Below are 19,675 nucleotides of genomic sequence, written 5' to 3' on the forward strand. Positions count from 1 at the left end.
ACTCACGGCGTCCGGGGGCGGCGCGCGGGACCCCGCGCACGGCGAAGGGCCGGGGCGGACCGTGCCCGCCCCGGCCCTCACGCGGGTCGTCAGCGCCGCCGGTGCTCGGCGGTGAGCTTCTCCAGGTCAGCGACGATCTCGCCCGGTCCGGGCTTGGCCAGCCACTCGGCGTGGACGGCGTCGGCGCCGGCGCGGTAGGCCGGGTCCTCCAGCACCGCGACGACCTGCTCCCTGACCTCCTCGACGGTCTGCGTCTGGTGGTTCAGCCGCAGGCCCGCCCGGCGGGCCTCGACGTAGCGGGCCGCCACCTTGGAGAGGATGTGCCGCTCGGCCATCTTGCTGTTCTCACCGTCGGCGACGACGACCCGCTGCGGCTCGTCGGTGTCGGTGATGATCTGCGGCAGGCCGGCGGCCACCGAGGCCCAGAACGTGCCGCTGGAGCCGTGGTTGATGCTCGCCGAGCAGGTGGGCAGGAGCTGGACGAGCGGGACGTAGTCGACGGTGCGCACGTTGGCGGGGATGGCGCCGACGCCTTCGAGCTGGTCGGCGTTGAGGGTGGCGACCACCTCGACGTCCAGGTCCGCGACCGCCTCCAGGATCTTCGGGGTGCGCCACTCCCCCTTGTGGTACGCGCGGGTCGACAGGCCGACCGACAGCGCCAGGCGGGGCCGCTCGGGCCTGCCGTACAGCCACGCCGGCTTGACGCCGCCGCCGTTGTAGGGGCTCCAGCGGACCGGCAGCGAGGCGATGCCGGTGGACAGCCGCATCTCCGCGGGCATGGGGTCGACGGTCCACTGGCCGACCAGCAGTTCCTCGTCCACCTCGATGCCGTAGTGCGCGGCGAGCGGGCGCACCGCCTCGGCCAGCGGGTTCGCCGCCTGCCCGGCGCCGGTACGGCCGGCGTGCGCGGCGAACCTCTCGACGGCCCAGCCGCTGTAGTCGGGGCCCATCAGCACCCGCGCGTGCGCGGCGCCGCTGGCGCGGGCCGCCACGGCCCCGGCGGGGAACCAGGGGTCCCACAGGACGAGGTCGGGCTTCCAGGAGCGGGCGAACTCGACCAGCGCCTCGTTCTGCTTGCTGGGCCGCGAGGGCAGGTGGAAGCGGACGGCCATCATGTAGTACTGGAAGAAGACGTCCCAGTTGTCGCGCTCAGCGTCGGGGATCTCCAGGAGCGTGGCCAGGCGCTCCATCTCGTCGGCCCTGGGGTGGATGTCGTCCCGGAGCCAGCCGTCGGTCTCGGGCTCGCCGCAGACGACCGCGGTCAGGCCGGCGGCGACGATGTCGTCGGCGGCGCCCGGGGGGCAGGCGACGCAGACCTCGTGCCCGGCGAGCTGCAGCGCCTGGGCGTAGGGGATGGCGGGGTAGAGGTGGCACGTCTGCGGCCAGACGCTGAGCATTACGCGCATTGGCTGTCTCCCTTGGAACATCGCTTACCTGGTGGCCTGGGGCGTCCGGACCCCGTGGGGGCGGTGGAGGCCGCCGGGCCCGGCGCGGCCGGTCATCGGCGCGGGCCGCCGGGCCCGGTCCGGCCGGTCATCCGCGCGCCCGCACGAACTCCTTGATGGAGGAGACGACGTAGTCGATCATCTCGTCGGTGAGGCCGGGGTAGACGCCGATGTGGAACGTCTGGGTGGTGATGACGTCGGTGTTGGTGAGCTCCCCGACGATCCGGTACTCCCGGTCGGTGTAGGCCGGGTGCCGGATGATGTTGCCCGCGAACAGCCGGCGGGTGCCGATCCGGCGGTCCTCCAGGAAGTCCACCAGCTCCTTGGCGCCGAACGGCGCCTGCGGGTCCACGGTGAGGACGAAGCCGTACCAGCTCGGGTCGCTGCGCGGGGTCGCCTCGGGGAGCACCAGGTGCGGGACGCCGTCGAGTCCCTCGCGCAGCCGGCGCCAGTTGCGTCGCCGCGCGGCGCAGAACTCGTCGATCTTGTCGAGTTGGCTCAGGCCGAGCGCGGCCTGCAGCTCGGTGATCTTTAGGTTGTAGCCGACGTGCGAGTAGATGTACTTGTGGTCGTAGCCCTCCGGCAGCGTGCCCATCTGGTAGCTGAAGCGCTTGAGGCAGGTGTTGCTCTCGCCGGGCTCGCACCAGCAGTCGCGCCCCCAGTCGCGCAGCGACTCCACGATGCGGGCGAAGGCCAGGTTGGAGGTGACGACGCAGCCGCCCTCCCCCATCGTCATGTGGTGCGCCGGGTAAAAGCTGATGGAGGCCATGTCGCCGAAGGTGCCGGTCGGCTCGCCGTCGTACTTCGACCCCAGGGCGTCGCAGTTGTCCTCGATCAGGAAGAGGTCGTGTTCCGCGGCGAGCTGCGCCATCTCCGCCACCGGGAAGGGGTTGCCGACGGTGTGCGCGATCATGATCGCCCGCGTCTTCGGCCCGATCGCCCGCTCCACGGCCTCCACCGTGGGGTTGTACGTGCCGAGCTCCACGTCCACGAAGACCGGGACCAGGCCGTTCTGCAGGATCGGGTTCACCGTGGTGGGGAAGGCCGCCGCGACCGTGATCACCTCGTCGCCCGGCCGCAGGCGCATGTCCCCCAGCTTCTGGGAGGTCAGGGCGGAGACGATGAGGAGGTTGGCCGAGGAGCCGGAGTTGGTCAGCAGGGCCTTGCGCCGCTTGATCTTCCGGGCGAAGACCGACTCGAACTTCCGTGCCCGGCTCCCGGCCGCCACGCGCAGGTCCAGGGCCGCCTCGACCAGCGCCACCCGGTCCTCGACGTCGTGCACCGCGCCGGTCGGCCAGATCTCGGTGACCCCGGGCACGAACTCCCCGCTGGTCTGGACGTCCTGGTGATACTTGCGGACCTCGTCCAGGATCAGAGCCTTGTGATCGTTCATGTACGGTCCTTGTCTCGATCGGCGGGTGCCGGGGCCTTCCGGCGTGGCGGCCGCGGCGCGGGAGAACGGCGCCGCCGGCGCCCCGGCCGCCGTGACCGGCGCCTCGCGGAGCCGCGGGTGCCGGGCGCGGAGGGGCGCCTTTCCGGCCGCACCGCCCCAGCATTCGCCACGGCGGCCGGGCCGCGCATCTTGTGGATTGCCGGGTTTCCGGGCGGCCCGCACCCCCTCCCATCTCGCAATCCAGGAGATGCGGTGCGGGACGGCCAAGAATGACGATGCGCTAGAAGACGCATGCCAGGGCGATCGACGGACGGAAACGAAAATGGACGCGCCCTGACCACGGAAATCAATTCTCATTATTTCTTCCGATAGGAGCGTCGATGCGTTTCCTACCCGACCGGCAAGACCCGAAAGTCGCGATCGTGGGGCTCGGCTATGTCGGCTCGTGCATCGCGGCGCTCCTGGCCGACCGCGGCTGGGACGTCACGGGCGTGGACATCAACGCCGACCTGGTCGACGAGCTGGCCGGCGGCCACTGCCGCTACCAGGAGAAGGGCCTGGCCGAGCTGATCGCGGGCGCCGTGGCCGGCGGGCGGCTGACGGCCACCACCGACTACTCCGCCGTCCGCGCGGCGGACGTCGTGCTCATCGCGGTCAGCACCCCGGTCCATCCCGACGGCTCGCTGTTCGACGACCACCTGCGCGCGGCCTGCGCCCGGCTGGGCTCCCACCTGCGGGAGGGGCAGCTGGTGGTGGTCAAGAGCACCGTCCCGCCGGGCACCACCAGGGAACTGGTGCGGCCGCTGCTGGAGCGGAGCGGGCTGCGCGCCGGCGAGCACTTCGGGCTCGCCTTCTCCCCCGAGCGCTTCGCCGAGGGCACCGCGCTGCGCGAGCTGCGCGCGCTCCCCATCACCGTGGGCGGGGTGAACGAGGACAGCACGCTGGCCGCGTCGGCGTTCTGGCGGGGCGGCCTGGGCGTGGACGTCATCCCGGTCGCCTCCCCGGAGACCGCCGAGATCGTGAAGCTCGCGGACAACTGGTGGATCGACCTGAACATCGCGCTCGCCAACGAGCTCGCCAAGTTCTGCGCGCCGTTCGACGTGGACGTGCTGGACGTGATCGCGGCGGCCAACACGGTCCCCAAGGGCACGGGCAACGTCAACATCCTGCTGCCCAGCATCGGGGTCGGCGGCTCCTGCCTGGTGAAGGACCCGTGGATGGTCTGGCACACCGCCCGCACGCGCGGGGTGGAGATCCGTACCGCGCCGCTCGGCCGCGAGGTCAACGCCGCGATGCCGGAGTACACGACGCAGCTCGTCGTGGACGAGCTGCTGCGGCTCGGCAAGGACCCCGCGGACTGCACGGTCGCCATCCTGGGGCTGGCGTTCAAGAACGACACCGGCGACCTGCGGGCGACGCCGGTGGAGGGCGTCGTCACGGCCCTGCGCAAGGCCGGCGTCCAGGTCCGCGCCTTCGACCCGCTGGTCGACCCGGTCCAGGCCGAGGAGCAGCTGGAGCTGCGGCCGGCCGGGACCCTGGAGGAGGCGGTGCGCGGCGCCGACTGCGTCGCGGTCCTGGCCATGCACCGGGCGTTCCGCGACATCGACTTCGCCGCGCTGCCCGTGGCGCCCTCGTGCCTGCTCCTGGACGGCCGCGCCTACTACCCCAAGGAGAAGATCGCCGAGCTGCGGCGGCTGGGATACGTCTACCGCGGGATCGGGCGGTGAGCCCGGTACGCGCCGTCGTCACCGGCGGCTCGGGGTTCGTGGGAAGCCACCTGGTGGAGCGCCTCATCGGCCGGGGCGACGAGGTGACGGTCTTCGACAGCGGGCCGCTCCCGGACGACCAGCGGCTCGCCCGCGAGCACGCCCGGCAGGTCCGGGGAGACGTCCGCGACCCCGATGGCCTCGCCGAGGCGATCACCAGGGGCGTGGACGTGGTCTACCACCTCGCGGCCGTGGTCGGGGTGGACCAGTACCTCGCCCGCCCGCTCGACGTCATCGACATCAACTTCCAGGGCACCAGGAACGTCCTGGAGCGGGCCGCCGCCGTCGGGGCCCGGGTCGTGGTGGCGAGCACCAGCGAGGTGTTCGGCAAGAACCCCGACGTGCCGTGGTCGGAGGAGGCCGACCGGGTGCTCGGCCCGACCTCCGCCGACCGCTGGACCTACTCCTCGGCCAAGGCGCTGGCCGAGCACCTGACCCTTGCGTTCGGCCGCCAGCACGGGCTGGAGGCGACGATCGTGCGGTACTTCAACGCCTACGGACCCCGGCAGCGGCCGGCGTTCGTGGTGAGCCGGAACATCCACCGCGCGCTCAACGGGCGCCCGGTCGTGGTCTACGACCGGGGCAAGCAGACCCGCTGCTTCACGTTCGTCGGGGACGCCGTCGAAGGGACCCTGCTGGCCGCCTCCCACCCGGCCGCGGCCGGGGAGACGTTCAACCTGGGGAGCATGGAGGAGACCACCGTCGGCGACGCGGCCGGGCTGGTCGCCGCGCTCACCGGCGCCGGCACGACGAGCGTCGCGGTGGACACCCGGGCGGAGCTGGGGTCCGGCTACGAGGACGTGCCCCGGCGCATCCCTGACAGCGGCAAGGCGCGCCGGGTCCTGGGCTGGGAGGCCGGGACGCCCCTGCGCGAGGGCCTGGCCAGGACCATCGCCTGGGCCCGCGCCAACCCCTGGTGGCTGGCCCTGCCCGACAGCGGGGCCACCGGCGGGGACGGCCGGTAGGGGCGGACGGGACCACCCGTCCGCGTCCTCCGGCGGACGGGACCGCCGTCCGCGTCCTCCGGCGGACGGCACATGGGAGATCCGGCCGGCGCGGCACGCGCCGGCCGGATCTTTCGCGTGCCCGGAGTCCCGGCGGGAGTACGGAGTCCCCCGGGGACCTCCGCGGCCCGGAAGAGGCCGGCACGGGTCCGGCCGGGCCCCCGGACAGGGGACCCGGCCGGTGGCCGCGCGGGGTCTTCGTCAGAAGGCGCTCAGCGGGCGCCCGCCTCGGCGGGCACCTGGGCGGTCAGCCGCACCGGCAGGGCGCGGTGGCCGTTCATGATGAACGTCGGCAGCGGCTGCAGGTCCCGGCGGTCCGCGGCCAGGCTCAGCCCGGGGAACCGCTCGAACAGCGAGGACAGGCCGATGGTCGCGACGGCGCGGGCGATGCCGGCGCCGAGGCAGAAGTGCGGGCCGTGGCCGAACGACAGGTGCTCCTTGTCCTGCCGGGTGATGTCGAAGCGGCCGGCCTCGTCGCCGTGCAGGGCGGGGTCGCGCCCCACCGCGCTGTAGTTGACGAGGATCGGCTGGCCCTTGGGGATGGTGACGCCGTCGAGCTCGATGTCGGTGACCGCGTAGCGCAGCGGCAGGTGCGCCAGCGGCGACTCCACCCGCAGGGTCTCGTCGATCACGTCGTCCCAGCTCGCCCGGCCCGACCTGACCAGCTCCAGCTGGTCGGGGTGGGTGAGCAGGGCGGTGATGGCGTTGTCGAAGAAGTTGATCGTGGTCTCGGAGCCCGCGCCGAGGATCGCGAAGATCGTGTCGGTCAGCTCGACCTCCGACAGGCGAGAACCGTCCTCGTCGCGGGCGGCGACCAGGTCGCTGGTGATGTCCTCACCCGGGTTGCGGCGCTTCTCGGCGATGAGCTCCTCCATCGCGCCGCGCCAGCCCATCAGGATGGCCTGGGCCTGCTCGGGGGTGACGGTGGTGTCCACCATCATGTCGATGACCTTCGCGGTCTCGACCCGGGCCTCCTCGGACATGCCGATCAGGTCGGCCACCAGGCGGGCCGGCAGCGGGTAGGCGAAGCGCTGGCGCAGGTCCACGACCTCACCGGGCGGGACGGCGGCCAGGGCGTCGATGAGCTCGCCGGTCAGCTCGGCGATGCGCGGCTTGATCGCCTCGGTACGGCGCGGCGTGAACGCCTTGCCGACCAGCCTGCGCAGCCGGACGTGGTCCTTGCCGTAGGCCGTCACCATGTTGTCCATGGCGATCCAGCTGATCATCTCCCAGTCGGGCGGGATCTCACCGTTGATGAACGCGGGCCAGTGGTTGCGGGCGCTCTTGGTGACGTTGGGGTCGGTCAGCAGCTTCCTGATGACGTCGTGGCGGTTGACCGACCACGCGATGACGCCTCCGGGGAGCTCAACGGGTACGGCGGGGCCGAGCGCGCGCAGGCGGTCCGTCTCCCCGTGGAGGTCTCGGCCGGTGGTGTCGAGGACAGGGCAGCGTCTTTCCACGGATGTCTCCCGGGTTTCGTGGTGGAGCTGGTCGTGGTGTCGGAACACCATGAGAAGATATGCGGGAAATACGACGCCGCCGGCGGATGGGAATTCCGCCCCGGCATGGCGCCACATTCCAAGGCTATTTCCATCCGGGCCGCCCGGAAAGTGTCCGGGAATGCGATGCGGTAAGTCAGCAATTCCGAATACGAAATGACCGGGAGCCCCGTGGGCCGGGTCCCGCGGAGCCCCCGTGGACCCCGTAACCCGGTGCGGCCGCTCCGGGGGACCGCACGAAAAAGCCGCCACGCCGGGGGTGCGGCGTGGCGGCTTCCGGCCGCGGTGGCTCCACGGCCCTCACGCGCCGGTGGCGGCCACGGGACGCGTGGCCGCCGGGCGGTTCCGGCCTTCGGCCGGAGGCGTTCCCCCCGACGCGGCCGGAGGTGTTCCTCAGGCTCGGCCGGGGACGGTTCCGGCGTCAGCCGGAGGCGTTCGCGGTCTCGGCGGCGGCGCCCGCGGGCGCGGAGTGCTCGCCGGCCCGCCCGTCCTGGGCGGTCGCGGCGGCCTCCCCCGCCTGCTCCGGCCCGCCCTCGGCGCCCGCGGCGGCCTCGGCCTGGCCGGTGGGCGGAACGTGCCCGAGCGCGATCGCCGCCACGACGGCCAGCGCCAGGGCCAGCGCGGCGCTGGCACCGGTGGCGGAGTTCATCGCGGTGGTGAACGCCTCTCGGGCGGCGGTGAGCAGCTCGGCCCCGAGGGTGCCGCCCACCTGCTCGGCCGCGCCGACGGCGCCGGCGATGCCCTCCCGGGCTGCGGCGGCCGCCGCGGCCGGGACCTGGTCGGGAACGGTGATCTGGCTGCCGTACACGGCGGCGCCGACGCTGCCCAGCACGGCGACGCCGAACGCGATCCCGAACTCGCCGCCGGTCTCGGAGATCGCCGAGGCCGCGCCGGTCTTCTCCGGCGGGACGGACGTGAAGATCAGCCCGGTGCCGAGCGCCCCCATGGGGCCGGCGCCGACGGCGCCGACGATGAGGCCGGTCAAGACGAAGGCCATCCCGGTGGAGCCGTCCACCTGGCTCAGCATCAGGTAGCCCACCGCGGTGACGGTCAGGCCGGCGGCGATGACGTGGCCGGGGCGGAACCGCCGCGCGATGACCGGGGCCAGCATGACGCTGGCGATGGTCGCGCCCGTCGACGGCACCAGCCAGAGCCCCGCCTCCAGCGGCGACATGCCCTTCACGGTCTGGAGGAACATGCTGACGAGGAAGAAGCTGCCGCTGGCGGCCCCGCCCAGCACCATGACCACCAGGGCGGCCCGGAACGTGCGGTGCGCGAACAGGCGCAGGTCCAGGAGCGGCGTCTCCAGGGTCCGCTGCCTGCGCACGAAGAAGACGCCGACGATGATCCCCACCGCGATGGACAGGAGGTACTGCGGCTCCCAGCCGTGCTTGGCGAGCTCCTTGAGGCCGTAGACGAACGGCAGGATGGTGGCCAGGGACAGCGCCACGCTGGCCAGGTCGATACGCCCGCCCGCGGGGTCGCGGTACTCGGGGAGCAGCAGCGGCCCGGCGATGAGCAGCAGCGCCATGACGGGGATGGCCAGCAGGAACACCGAGCCCCACCAGAACCGCTGCAGCATCAGCCCGCCGACCAGCGGCCCGAGCGCCATGCCGCCCATGAAGCAGCTCATCCAGACGGCGATGGCGGTGCCCATCTGCCGGGGGTCGGGGAACATGTTGCCGAGCAGCGCCATGGTGGAGGGCATCAGCGTGGCCCCGGCGACGCCGAGCAGCGCGCGGGAGACGATCAGCATCTCGGCGCTGGAGGAGTAGGCGGCCGCCACCGAGGCGACGGTGAAGCAGGCCGCGCCGATCAGCAGCAGCTTCCGCCTGCCGACCAGGTCGCCCAGGCCGCCCATGGTGACCAGGAACCCGGCGATGAGGAAGCCGTAGATGTCGGTGATCCACAGCTGCTGGGTGGCGGTGGCGTCCAGCTCTGCGCTCAGATGCGGCAGGGCCAGGTACAGGACGCTCATGTCGAGCGACAGCAGCAGGGTGGGCAGGGCCAGCACGGCCAGTCCGGCCCACTGGCGCGGGCCGGCGCGCACGGCTCCGGCCTCGGGGGTGGTGTCCATCGGAGATCCCTCCTTCGGCATTGCCCCCGGCCGGCGGATCCGACGGCGCGGCCGGAGGGTCGTTGTCAGGTCGGCGTTCCGGTGCGCACGCCCCCGCGGTGCTCCCGCGGTGACATGCGCACCGGCCAGTCTCCCGGCGGCGCCCCCCTCCGCGCTTCCGCCAGACTGCGCTCTTTTCCGATCTCCGCCGTGGCAGCCCCCGCCGTACGGCGAACCCGGCTAGTCGATCGAGCCCGCGGAGCTCGCGGTGCCGGCCGGCACCGGCGCCGGCGCGGGCGGGGCCTCCTGGACCTCACCGCGGGGGGCGCGGGTCCTGCGGGAGCCGCTCCACCAGCGCATCGCGGGCCTCTCCACCAGCGTGTGCAGCGCCCACCCGGCGACGATGTTGGCGACGATCATCCCGAGGATGAGCGCGGTGCCGCCCACGACGCCGTAGCCGGCCTGCCCGAAGAGCTTGGGGAGCAGGTAGAACAGGATGAAGGACTGGGTCAGGTAGAAGGCGAAGGAGATGTTGCCCAGCCAGACCATCGGCCTGCTGCCGAACACGGTGCGGGTGCCGCCGATGTTGGTCACGGCCAGGGAGCCGATCGCCACGGCGAACGGAACCGCCGAGACGAGCGTCTGGTTGAACGGGGCGGGGGCCACCAGCGCGGCGGCGTAGCCGACCATCATGAACAGCACGACGGGCACGACGCCGATCCGCGGCCACCGGCCGCTGATGACGAGGCGGGCGACGATCATGCCGAGCACGAACTCGACCAGGCGGGCCGGCGGGAACATGTAGCTGAACCAGAACTGCGGCAGCGACTGCGGCTCACCGGGGTAGGTCGGGGAGTCCGGGATGAGGTAGACGGTGATGAGGCAGAGCGCGGCCATCGCGGCGACCGCGGCGACCGCCCACAGCCACAGCCGGTTCTCGGCGATCTTCCTGATCGGGATGATCAGCAGGGGGAACAGCAGGTAGAAGAACATCTCCGGGCCCAGCGACCAGGCCGGCATGTTGGCCCCGCCCCACAGCGCCGGGTCGGGCGAGAAGGAGTTGACCAGGAAGAGGTTCGGCAGACCCCAGTACGGCGTGTAGGCCCCCGCGAACAGGATCATGGCCAGCGCCCAGGTGACCGCGTGGTTGGGGAAGATCTTCACGACGCGGCGGCGCCAGTACGCCAGGACCCGGTCACCCGGGCGGGTGGACCAGGTGATGATGAACCCGCTCAGGAGGAAGAAGAACGACAGGGAGATCTGCCCGCCCGCGGAGAAGAACCACAGCAGGTTCATCGTGAGCCCCTGGTCGCCGTACGGCATCGGGGGGTTGTGGTTTCCGGAGGTCACCGGAAGCACGGCGTGGCAGAGGAAGACCAGCAGTGCGGCGATGATGCGCATCCCCGTCAGCGCTGGCAGATCGGGGCGGCGCTCGGTTGGAGCGCCGGCCTGGCCGGATGACGTTGCCACGGACACCATGGCTCTTCCTTTCTTCTGGGCCGCCCTGGCCGGCGAGTCTGCGGGGCTGCCCTGGCCGGCGAGGTGGGGAACCGGGGGCGGTCGCGGAACGGGGCGACCGGACGGTCACCATGATTCGCGCTCCCCTTCCGGGGACGCATCTCCGCACGTGCTGACAAACGGGCGCCCCCGCTTCACCGGGCGTCGCCGGACGCCCTCGGCCGTCCCGGCGTCGCCGGGCGGCCTCACACGATGTGGACGTCGGGCACGTAGAGGATCCACCGGCCGCCGCGCTCGGCGAACTCCCGCTCCTTGGCCATGATCTCCTCGGCGTGGTTCCAGGCGAACAGCAGCGCGTAGTCGGGGTGGTCCGCCGAGAACGCCTCCGGCGCCCTGACCGGGATGTGCGTCCCGGCGACCAGGCGACCCTGCTTCGACGGCGTGGAGTCGCACACGAAGGGGATGAGGTCCGGGCCGATGCCGCAGTAGTTCGTCACCGTGGTGATCTTCGCGGGCGCGCCGTAGCCGACGATCCGCTTGCCCTGGGCGTGCAGGTCCCGCACCAGCGCGGTGAGGTCGTCGCGGACGGTCCGCGCCCGGCGGGCGAACTCCTCCAGGGTCGCGTGCTCGCCGAGCCCCTGGGCGGCCTCCTTCTCCAGCAGCTCGCCCACCCGGGGTGAGACCGGCCGCGCCCCCGCCGGAGCCAGGGTGTAGCGCATCGAGCCGCCGTGGATCTCCATGGGCCGGGCGTCGACGAGTTCGAGGCCGAAGCGCTCGGCCGCCGCCTGGATCGCCCGGACGGAGAAGACGAACGAGTGCTCGTCGTAGAGGATGTCGAAGGCGGTCTTCTCGACGACGCTGCCGAGGTAGGGCTCCTCGAAGACGAACACCCCGGTGCGGGCCAGCAGCAGGGCGGCGCCGCGGAGCACCGAGGCCAGGTGCGAGATGTGCGCGATCACGTTGGCCCCGAACATGACGTCCGCGGGGCCGTGCTCGGCGCGGATCCGCTCCGCGGTCCCCTCGTCGAAGAACTCCGGGAGCACCCGGACGCCCTTGGCCCTCGACATCTCGGCCACCTGCCGGGACGGCTCGACGCCCAGGTGGCGCACGCCGGCCCGCGCGATCCTGGCGAGCATGACCCCGTCGTTGCTGCCGATCTCGACGGCGAACGGGTCGGGGCCGGTCAGCTCGGTGTCGAGGAACCCCTGGGCGATCTCCTCGAAGTGCCGCCGGTGAATGGCCGACCCGGAGGCGTGGTAGGGGTATTCATCGTGATACCGGACTTCCTGCGGGATGTCCTCCAGCAGCTGGACCATCGTGCACACGTCGCACATTCCGACGACCAGCCGGTAGAAGAACTCGTCCGCCGTCTCCCCCGGCCGAGGGAAGGCGTTTCCACGGGGGTGGCGCCCGAGGTCGATCGACCCCTTGACGGTTCCGCCACAGATTCGACAGGGATTATGCATGACCCGACGTTAACACCGGGCGACACGGGCCCTTTATCGGTGATTGCGCTGGCCAACCCCTCTTTTCCGGGGAATTCCGGTGATTCTTCCGGGGTTTTCCAGAGGGGTCTCCGGGGATTTTCAGGGGTTTTCAGCGGCGCCCGGGAAACGCCACCCGGGTCTCACCAGCCGGACTTGATCGTCTCGGCGATGTGCGACCGCTCCTCCGGCGTCAGCCACCAGCCGACCGGGATGTTGACCACCCGGTCGTGGACCGCGTCCACGCCCGGCAGCGGCGTCCTGGCGTCCGCCACGCAGCCGTGCTCGTCGTTGCGGCGGCAGACCACGCTCACGGTGACGCCCGCGCCGGCCATCTTGCGCATGAAGGACGCGCGGTCGTCGACCTTCACCGGGTACAGCCAGAACGACGACTCAAGCCCCTCGGGCCGCGCGGTGAGCTCCAGGCCCGCCACGCCGGCCAGCTCCGCGTCGTAGAACGCCGCGTTCAGCCGGTGCAGCCGGACCCGCTCGTCCACCGTCTCCAGGTTCGCCAGCCCGATCGCCGCGTTGATCTCGTTCATGTAGAAGTTGTAGCCCCACTCGGCCACGTCGTAGTCGGCGTTCACCCGGTCGGCGTCCCGGTCGATGCCGAAGAAGCGCAGCCGGCGGGCGCGCAGCAGGGACTCCTCGTCGGGCAGGGTCAGCAGGCCGCCGCCTCCGCAGCTCAGGTGCTTGGTGGCGTGGAAGCTGAAGACGCAGAGGTTGCCGTGGCCGCCCAGCGGCCGTCCGGCGCAGGTGGCCCCCCACGCCTGGGCGCAGTCCTCCACGACCACCGGCCGGAAGCCGTGCTCGGCCTCGGCGTCGTCGAGGATGCGGGCGAGCCGGACAAGGTCCACCGGGAAGCCGGCCCAGTGGACCACCATGATCGCGCGGGTCGCCGGCGTGATCTTCTTCGCCAGGTCGTCCAGGTCGATGTTCAGCGTCGCCGGATCGACGTCCACCCAGGTGAGGCGCATGCCGTTGGCGAGGATGCTCCAGTTGGTGGCCTCGAAGGTGAACGGCGTGCTCAGCACCTCCCCCGGCCCGCCGGGGACGCCCGGGGCGCCGGCGTAGGCGCCCGCCAGCCGCAGGGCGAGGTGCAGGCCGGAGGTGCCGTTGTTCACCGCGGCGACCCTGGGGTTGCCCACCCGGTCGCCCACGGCGCGTTCGAACTCCTCGACGGCCGGTCCGTGGCCGAACCGGCCGCTGTCGACCACCGCGGTGACGCGCTCGGCCGTGCCGGGCGCGACCGCGGTGCGGAACAGAGGGATCATCGCCGTACGCCGACGAACAGCGACCGTCCCGCCAGCAGGTCGCCCGGCTCCACGCGGACGGGCTCGAAGCCGGCGTGCACGAAGGCCGCCGCGTACTCGTCGCGGCCGAACAGGTTCATCACCTGGGCGTGCTCGAAGTGCCGCACCCCGGCGGCGTCGGCCACGAGGTAGTGGGCCTCCACGCGGACGACGTTCCCGGTGCGCACCGAGGTCGCCAGCCGGGTCACCGTACGGCCCGGCTCGCGGACGATGTCGTCGCCGATGTGGCCGTCGGCGAACCCCTCTCGGAAGTACCACGGCTCGGCGATCAGCACGCCGCCGGGCGCCACGTGCCGGCCCATGGCGGCGATCGCGGCGTCCAGCTCAGCCTGGGAGGACATGTAGCCGATCGTGCCGTAGAGGCTGCAGACCGCGTCGAAGGTGCGGCCCAGGTCGAAGTCGCGGATGTCCCCCGAGTGGACGGCCACGCCGGGGAGCTTCCCCTGGGCCCGCTCCCGCATCGAGTCGGAGAGCTCGACCCCTTCGACGTGGTCGAACATGGTCCGCAGCGTGACGAGGTGCTCCCCCGTGCCGCAGGCCACGTCGAGCAGCGACGCGGCGTGCGGCGCGCGCTCGCGGATCAGGCCGGCGATGACGGCGGCCTCGGCGGCGTAGTCCTTGCCGCGCCTCTTGTAGAGGAGGTCGTAGATCTCGCTGACCTCCTCACCGTAGACGTTGGCGCCCCGGTGCCCCGGCGCGCTGTCGCCGGAGGTGTTCCTCGCGATGGTGTCAGTGGTCACTGCTCCTCCAACCGGCCCGGACGGTGAACGCCCTGTGTCGTACGGCGCGGCGGCCGGGGCGGGCGGGTCGCTCCGCCCGCCCCGGCCGCGTCACACGGGAACGCGCCCCGCGTTACTTGACGCTCTTGAGGTACTCGTCGAGAGCGGTGAAGAAGTAGCCCCAGCCCTCGGTGGCCCGCGGCACCTCGTCCTCGGGCAGGTTGCCCTCCTGCACGAAGGTCAGCTCGGTGCCGCCGGGAGCGTCGGCGAAGGTGACGGTCACCAGCTCCTCGGTGTCGCCGTCCCGCTGCTGGCGGGCCGCCTCCTTCTCGGCGTCGTCGCTCAGGTCGAGAAGGCTGTAGGTCAGCTTCTCGTTCGGCACGACCTCGCGGTAGACGCCGGCGAAGGGAACCTGGGTCTGCTCGTCGACGACGATCGTGGCGCGCCACTCACCGCCGGGGCGGACGTCCATGGAGATCGTGTCCAGCGGGGCGCCCCACCAGTGGGTGAAGTGCTTGGGCTCGGTCCAGGCGGCGTACACCAGTTCCCGCGGCGCATCGAAGGTTCGAGTGATCTCGATCCTGCTCGTCATGTGTCGTCCTTTCTCGGACCTGAGGGAAGAAATGGCTTCTGCACGGATCGAAGCCGGCCCGCCCGGCTCCGCCGTCCGCCGGCGTGTCGAAAGACCCGGATGGGCCGGCTCGCCGTCGTCCCGCGGCCCGTGACAACGGTCACGGCCGGGGATCATGAAGAGCCTATAGGCCCAGCAAGGTACCGGTGGTGCGATTCTCGCCCCGGACCGGCGCTTTTTCTTATTCAGGAATGCTCTCTTGCGTCTCCCATCCGGAGAATCCGCTTCCGCCGCCCGGAAACGCCCCCCGGTGGGCGGGCGCGCCCGCCCACCGGACCGCAACCCGAAAGATGCGCCGCCCCGAAGACGGGTGTGACGCTGGCGCATGTCGCATCCGCCCACGAGACCGTGAGGACACGCGAAGAATGGGAGTCGTCACCAGCATTCCCGAGCGCCGCCTTTCCCCTCCCTCCCCGCCCGAGCCCGGCCTGACGCCGGAGGAGATGGTGGCGAGGGCCGAGGCCATCGCGCCGTCCCTGGTCGAGCGCCAGGCCGAGACCGAGCGGCGCACCTTCTACGGCGAGGACGTCCACGAGGAGTTCACCCGGGCCGGGTTCTACCGGATCCTGGTCCCCCGCCGGTACGGCGGCTACGAGTTCGGGATCGACACCTTCATGCGGGTGACGATGGCGCTCACCCGGGGCTGCCCCTCGACCGGGTGGATGTACTGCCTCGGCGCGGCGCACGCGCTCGCGGTGGCCACGCTGTTCGAGGAGCGGGTGCAGGAGGAGGTCTTCGGCGACGGGCACTTCATCTGCCCCGCGACCGTCATGCCCGGCGGCACGGCCGAGCCCGCGGACGACGGCGGCTGGGTGCTCAACGGCACCTGGGGCTACTGCTCCGGCTCGCCGTACGCCACGCACTTCATCGGTCACGCGATGGTCGCCCCCGACGGCGGCGGCGAGCCCGAGCCGGCGATGTTCATCGCCCCCCGCAGCGAGTGGACCCGCCTGGACGACTGGGGCAGGGCACTCGGGCTGAAGGGCAGCGGTTCGCACAGCATCCGGATCGAGAACGGGCGCATCCCCGCCCACTTCCTCATGCGGACCCACATGAGCCAGGTCAGCGTCACCGAGGGCACGCCCGGCCGCGCGCTGCACGGCAACCCCGAGTACGGCGGCGGCCAGCTCAGCTTCATGGTCATGGAGGACGCCGCCCTGGCCGTCGGCATCGCCCGGGGCGCGCTCGACGCCTACGAGGACCTGATGCGCAGCCGGACCACCCCCTTCCCGCCGATCGTGCCGCGCTCCGAGGACCCCGACTACCAGCTCCGGTACGGCAAGGCCGCCGGCATGATCGCCACGGCCGAGGCCGCGACGCTGGACGCGGTCCGGCAGTGGCGCGAGACCTGCGCCCGGGGCCCGGCCGCCGTCACCCGGGAGCAGGAGCTGCGGATCGCCGGGATCTGCAGCGAGGTGGTGGACCTGTGCTGGCGCGCGGTCGAGCGGCACCTGTACCCGACCGCGGGCTCCAGCGCGGTGCGGAACGGCGAGCGCATGGAGCGCATCTGGCGTGACATGTCGATGTTCGTCACCCATGCCGGAGTTTCGACCTTCCTCGCCACCATCGCCCCGCGCGATCTGGCGCGGGTCCGGTTCGGCGTCGAGTGACCCGGCGGAGGCCCGGCCTCCGGCGTTGAGACCGTCCCCGCCGGCCGCATCCGGCGACGCGGGTTGAGACCGCTCCGCGGGCCGCATCCGGCGACGCGGAATGAAGGGAGAAGTCCGTTGACTGAGCTTCAGGACCGCGCGTCCGGCACCGGGAACGCGGAGCCCGCCGGTCCGGCGCGCCGGCAGACGCGCCCGATGACCGGCGCCGAGTACATCGAGAGCCTGCGCGACGACCGCGAGATCTACCTGTACGGCGACCGCGTCAGGGACGTCACCTCGCACCCCGCGTTCCACAACCCGGTCCGGATGACGGCGCGGCTGTACGACGCGCTGCACGACCCGGAGCGGCGCGGCTCCCTCGTGGTGCCGACCGACACCGGCAGCGACGGCTACACGCACAGCTTCTTCACCACGCCGCGCAGCGCCGAGGACCTGGTCGCCAACCAGCGGGCCATCGCCGAGTGGGCGCGGATGAGCTACGGGTGGATGGGGCGCAGCCCCGACTACAAGGCCGCCTTCCTCGGCACGCTCGGCGCCAACGCCGAGTTCTACGAGCCGTTCTCCGACAACGCCCGGCGCTGGTACCGGGAGTCGCAGGAGAAGGTGCTGTTCTGGAACCACGCGATCGTGCACCCGCCGGTCGACCGCAACCGGCCGCCGGACGAGGTCGCCGACGTGTTCGTCCACGTGGAGAAGGAGACCGACGCCGGCCTGGTGGTGAGCGGCGCCAAGGTCGTCGCGACCGGCTCGGCGCTGACCCACTACAACTTCATCGCCCACTACGGCCTGCCGATCAAGGACCGGAAGTTCGCGCTGGTCGCGACGGTGCCGATGGGCGCGCCCGGCCTGAAGCTGATCTGCCGCCCCTCCTACACCGCCACGGCCACCGCCATGGGCAGCCCGTTCGACTACCCGCTGTCGTCGCGGCTGGACGAGAACGACACGATCCTCGTCCTGGACAAGGTGCTCATCCCCTGGGAGAACGTCTTCATCTACGGGCACCTGGGGAAGGTCCAGCTCTTCACCGGCCGCTCCGGCTTCCCCGAGCGCTTCACCTTCCACGGGTGCACCCGCCTGGCGGTCAAGCTGGAGTTCATCGCGGGCCTGCTGATCAAGGCGGTGGAGGCGACCGGCACCAAGGACTTCCGCGGCGTGCAGAGCCGGATCGGCGAGGTGCTGGCCTGGCGCAACCTGTTCTGGGCGTTCTCCGACGCCGCCGCGCGCAACCCGGTCGCGTGGGCGAACGGCGCGGTGCTGCCCAACCCGCAGTACGGCCTGGCCTACCGGTGGTTCATGCAGATCGGCTACCCCCGGGTCAAGGAGATCGTGCAGCAGGACATCGCCAGCGGCCTGATCTACATCAACTCCAGCGCCGACGACTTCAAGAACCCCGACGTCCGCCCCTACCTCGACAAGTACCTGCGCGGCTCGGGCGGCATGGAGGCGGTCGAGCGGATCAAGGTCATGAAGCTGCTGTGGGACGCGGTCGGCACCGAGTTCGGCGGCCGGCACGAGCTGTACGAGCGCAACTACGCCGGCAACCACGAGAACACCCGGGTCGAGCTGCTGGCCGCGCAGACGGCGAACGGGCAGGTGGACGGCTACAAGGCGTTCGTCGAGGAGTGCATGTCCGAGTACGACCTGGACGGCTGGACCGTCCCGGACCTGTCGTCCTTCGACGACCTGCGCCAGGTCCGCGGCGCCATGTTCGACCTCTGACGGCGGCGACGCGGACCGGCGCCTCCCGGTGAGGCCCGGCCGCCGGCTCCGTCCCCCCTTCCGGCCCGGCCCCCCTCCGGGGCCGGGCCGGACGCGCTCCGGGGCCGGGCCGGACGCGCTCGGAGAGGGCTCGTGGACGAGCCGCACGCCGGCCGCGCTCAGCGGGAGGACACGCGGGCGAACCACCCGCCGGCCGCGGCGCACAGCACGGCCGGCAGCAGGAGCGCGGCCGCCGGGCCCGCCGGGGCGCCGAGGCCGGTGAGGGCTCCCATGGCTGCGACGCCGAGGGTCGCCCCGGTCTGGCGGGCGGCGTTGAGCACGCCTCCCGCGGACCCGGCCGTGCCCTCCGGGGCCGCGCCGATGACCGCGGCGGCCAGGGCCGGCAGGACGAACGACACCCCGAACCCGGTGAGCAGCAGCCCGAGGGCGAGCACGCCGTACCCGGCGCCGGCCCAGGCGGCCCAGCCGAGCACCACGCCGCCGGCGGTCAGCAGCGCCGCACCGGCCGTGATGGGCGCCCGCGGACCGCGGCGGGCCACGATCCGGCCGGTCAGCGGGGGGTTGAGTGCGAACGGCAGGGTCAGCGGCAGGAACGCCAGGCCGCTGGCGATCGGGCCGAGATGGTGGTCGTGCCGCAGCAGCAGCGGCAGCACGAACAGGTCGCCGGTGAGTGCGAAGTTCACCGCCGCCCCCACCGCGAGGCCGGTCCTCACCCCCCGGCCGCGCAGCAGCGCCGGGTCGAGGACCGGCGCGGCACTGCGCCGCTCCCGCAGCGCGAACGCGGCCCCGGCGAGCACGGCGGCCACCGCGGAGACGGCGACGTGGACCCAGGACTCCGAGCCCGCGGCGATCAGCGCGTCGGTCAGCAGCGCCAGGGCGGCGCAGACCGCGAGCTGCGCCGTCCAGTCGACGCGCCGTTCGCCGCGCGGGCAGGCCACCGCCCGCCCGGCGGTCGTGGCCAGCACCAGCAGCGCGAGCGGCACGTTGACCAGGAAGATCGCCCGCCAGCCGGCCAGCTCGACCAGCGCGCCGCCGGCGATCGGGCCCGCGGCGACCGCGGCCCCGCTGACGGCCGCCCAGGTCGCCACGGCGCGGGTGCGGCGGGCCGGGTCCGGGTACAGCCGCGCGATCATCGCCATCGAGGCGGGCACGCAGGCCGCCGCCGCGGCGCCGAGCACCGCGCGCACCCCGACCAGCGCCCACAGCGCCGGCGCGAGGGCGCACAGCAGCGAGCCGAGGCCGAAGACCGCGACCCCGGCGCGGAAGACGCGGTGCGCGCCGTGGCGGTCGGCGACCGCGCCGGCCGTCAGCAGCAGGGCGCCGAAGACGACGGTGTAGCCGGTGGTCGCCCACTGCAGGCCGGCGACCGAGGTGTGCAGCGAGGCGGCCAGGTCCGGCTCGGCGACCGACAGCACGGTCATGTCGAGCAGCACCATGAAGTATCCGAGCGAGATTCCCAGGAGCGCGACCGGGTGCCCGGATCGTCCGGACCGGGCGGTTTGCCCGCCGGAAGGGGATTCGACAGTGGTCATGGGGACCAACTGTCCGGTTCCCGGCTTCCCGGTTCCACCGGGCCGT

At 72.4% G+C, this 19,675-nt stretch carries 14 protein-coding genes; 4 read left to right on the forward strand and 10 right to left on the reverse strand.

What is annotated here, in order from left to right; translation table 11 throughout:
- Nucleotides 1–89 precede the first annotated feature (89 nt).
- Nucleotides 90–1,406 carry a nucleotide disphospho-sugar-binding domain-containing protein gene (locus HDA43_RS02065; protein WP_179818036.1) on the reverse strand — a complete coding sequence of 439 codons (1,317 nt, stop codon included), beginning with the start codon at nucleotides 1,404–1,406 and terminating at the stop codon, nucleotides 90–92.
- A 127-nt stretch (nucleotides 1,407–1,533) separates the two neighbouring features.
- Nucleotides 1,534–2,838 carry a lipopolysaccharide biosynthesis protein RfbH gene (rfbH, locus tag HDA43_RS02070; RefSeq protein WP_179818037.1) on the reverse strand — a complete coding sequence of 435 codons (1,305 nt, stop codon included), beginning with the start codon at nucleotides 2,836–2,838 and terminating at the stop codon, nucleotides 1,534–1,536.
- 380 nt (nucleotides 2,839–3,218) lie between these two features.
- Here rfbH and HDA43_RS02075 point away from each other — a divergent pair, with 380 nt between their 5' ends.
- Nucleotides 3,219–4,565, forward strand: a complete 1,347-nt coding sequence (locus HDA43_RS02075) for a nucleotide sugar dehydrogenase (protein WP_179818038.1) — start codon at nucleotides 3,219–3,221, stop codon at nucleotides 4,563–4,565.
- Nucleotides 4,562–5,569 (forward strand): NAD-dependent epimerase/dehydratase family protein, encoded by a 1,008-nt coding sequence (locus HDA43_RS02080; RefSeq protein ID WP_179818039.1) that lies wholly within the window; start codon nucleotides 4,562–4,564, stop codon nucleotides 5,567–5,569. Before HDA43_RS02075 ends, HDA43_RS02080 begins: the two co-directional genes overlap by 4 nt.
- A gap of 251 nt (nucleotides 5,570–5,820) precedes the next feature.
- On the opposite strand, the gene HDA43_RS02085 is transcribed toward HDA43_RS02080, so the two are convergent.
- The 7 genes from HDA43_RS02085 to HDA43_RS02115 all read right to left on the reverse strand — a co-directional run bounded on the left by HDA43_RS02085 (nucleotide 5,821) and on the right by HDA43_RS02115 (nucleotide 14,729).
- The gene (locus tag HDA43_RS02085; protein ID WP_179818040.1) at nucleotides 5,821–7,068 is read right to left on the reverse strand and encodes a cytochrome P450 family protein; all 1,248 of its coding nucleotides are present in this window, start codon (nucleotides 7,066–7,068) and stop codon (nucleotides 5,821–5,823) included.
- A gap of 460 nt (nucleotides 7,069–7,528) precedes the next feature.
- Nucleotides 7,529–9,184, reverse strand: a complete 1,656-nt coding sequence (locus HDA43_RS02090; protein WP_179818041.1) for an MFS transporter — start codon at nucleotides 9,182–9,184, stop codon at nucleotides 7,529–7,531.
- 219 nt (nucleotides 9,185–9,403) lie between these two features.
- Nucleotides 9,404–10,642: an acyltransferase family protein gene (locus tag HDA43_RS02095; protein WP_179818042.1), complete on the reverse strand. Its 1,239-nt coding sequence runs from the start codon at nucleotides 10,640–10,642 to the stop codon at nucleotides 9,404–9,406.
- A gap of 224 nt (nucleotides 10,643–10,866) precedes the next feature.
- On the reverse strand, nucleotides 10,867–12,087 hold the full coding sequence (locus HDA43_RS02100; protein WP_179818043.1) for a class I SAM-dependent methyltransferase: 1,221 nt from the start codon (nucleotides 12,085–12,087) through the stop codon (nucleotides 10,867–10,869).
- A gap of 161 nt (nucleotides 12,088–12,248) precedes the next feature.
- Nucleotides 12,249–13,379, reverse strand: coding sequence for a DegT/DnrJ/EryC1/StrS family aminotransferase (locus tag HDA43_RS02105; RefSeq protein WP_179818044.1), 1,131 nt, complete (start codon nucleotides 13,377–13,379; stop codon nucleotides 12,249–12,251).
- Nucleotides 13,376–14,158: a class I SAM-dependent DNA methyltransferase gene (locus HDA43_RS02110; protein WP_312872907.1), complete on the reverse strand. Its 783-nt coding sequence runs from the start codon at nucleotides 14,156–14,158 to the stop codon at nucleotides 13,376–13,378. Before HDA43_RS02110 ends, HDA43_RS02105 begins: the two co-directional genes overlap by 4 nt.
- A gap of 112 nt (nucleotides 14,159–14,270) precedes the next feature.
- Nucleotides 14,271–14,729, reverse strand: coding sequence for an SRPBCC family protein (locus HDA43_RS02115; RefSeq protein ID WP_179818045.1), 459 nt, complete (start codon nucleotides 14,727–14,729; stop codon nucleotides 14,271–14,273).
- Between the two features lie 404 nt (nucleotides 14,730–15,133).
- On the opposite strand from HDA43_RS02115, the gene HDA43_RS02120 reads away from it, so the two are divergent.
- Together HDA43_RS02120 and HDA43_RS02125 are read left to right on the forward strand one after the other, a co-directional pair.
- Nucleotides 15,134–16,378 (forward strand): acyl-CoA dehydrogenase family protein, encoded by a 1,245-nt coding sequence (locus tag HDA43_RS02120; RefSeq protein ID WP_179818046.1) that lies wholly within the window; start codon nucleotides 15,134–15,136, stop codon nucleotides 16,376–16,378.
- Between the two features lie 117 nt (nucleotides 16,379–16,495).
- Nucleotides 16,496–18,097 carry a 4-hydroxyphenylacetate 3-hydroxylase family protein gene (locus HDA43_RS02125; protein ID WP_246423884.1) on the forward strand — a complete coding sequence of 534 codons (1,602 nt, stop codon included), beginning with the start codon at nucleotides 16,496–16,498 and terminating at the stop codon, nucleotides 18,095–18,097.
- A gap of 158 nt (nucleotides 18,098–18,255) precedes the next feature.
- On the opposite strand, the gene HDA43_RS02130 is transcribed toward HDA43_RS02125, so the two are convergent.
- A complete protein-coding gene (locus HDA43_RS02130; protein ID WP_179818047.1) occupies nucleotides 18,256–19,629 on the reverse strand; it encodes an MFS transporter in 1,374 nt (457 codons plus the stop codon).
- Nucleotides 19,630–19,675: the final 46 nt, after the last annotated feature.

It is taken from the genome of Streptosporangium sandarakinum, assembly GCF_013409935.1.
GTDB classification, from domain to species: domain Bacteria; phylum Actinomycetota; class Actinomycetes; order Streptosporangiales; family Streptosporangiaceae; genus Streptosporangium; species Streptosporangium nondiastaticum.

Bases quoted from the DNA above. Each gene is read 5' to 3' on its own strand.
- HDA43_RS02100 (WP_179818043.1), bottom strand. From the start codon at position 12,087: ATGCATAATCCCTGTCGAATCTGTGGCGGAACCGTCAAGGGGTCGATC.
- HDA43_RS02065 (WP_179818036.1), bottom strand. From the start codon at position 1,406: ATGCGCGTAATGCTCAGCGTCTGGCCGCAGACGTGCCACCTCTACCCC.
- HDA43_RS02115 (WP_179818045.1), bottom strand. From the start codon at position 14,729: ATGACGAGCAGGATCGAGATCACTCGAACCTTCGATGCGCCGCGGGAA.
- HDA43_RS02105 (WP_179818044.1), bottom strand. From the start codon at position 13,379: ATGATCCCTCTGTTCCGCACCGCGGTCGCGCCCGGCACGGCCGAGCGC.
- HDA43_RS02130 (WP_179818047.1), bottom strand. From the start codon at position 19,629: ATGACCACTGTCGAATCCCCTTCCGGCGGGCAAACCGCCCGGTCCGGA.
- rfbH (WP_179818037.1), bottom strand. From the start codon at position 2,838: ATGAACGATCACAAGGCTCTGATCCTGGACGAGGTCCGCAAGTATCAC.
- HDA43_RS02120 (WP_179818046.1), top strand. From the start codon at position 15,134: ATGGGAGTCGTCACCAGCATTCCCGAGCGCCGCCTTTCCCCTCCCTCC.
- HDA43_RS02090 (WP_179818041.1), bottom strand. From the start codon at position 9,184: ATGGACACCACCCCCGAGGCCGGAGCCGTGCGCGCCGGCCCGCGCCAG.
- HDA43_RS02075 (WP_179818038.1), top strand. From the start codon at position 3,219: ATGCGTTTCCTACCCGACCGGCAAGACCCGAAAGTCGCGATCGTGGGG.
- HDA43_RS02095 (WP_179818042.1), bottom strand. From the start codon at position 10,642: ATGGTGTCCGTGGCAACGTCATCCGGCCAGGCCGGCGCTCCAACCGAG.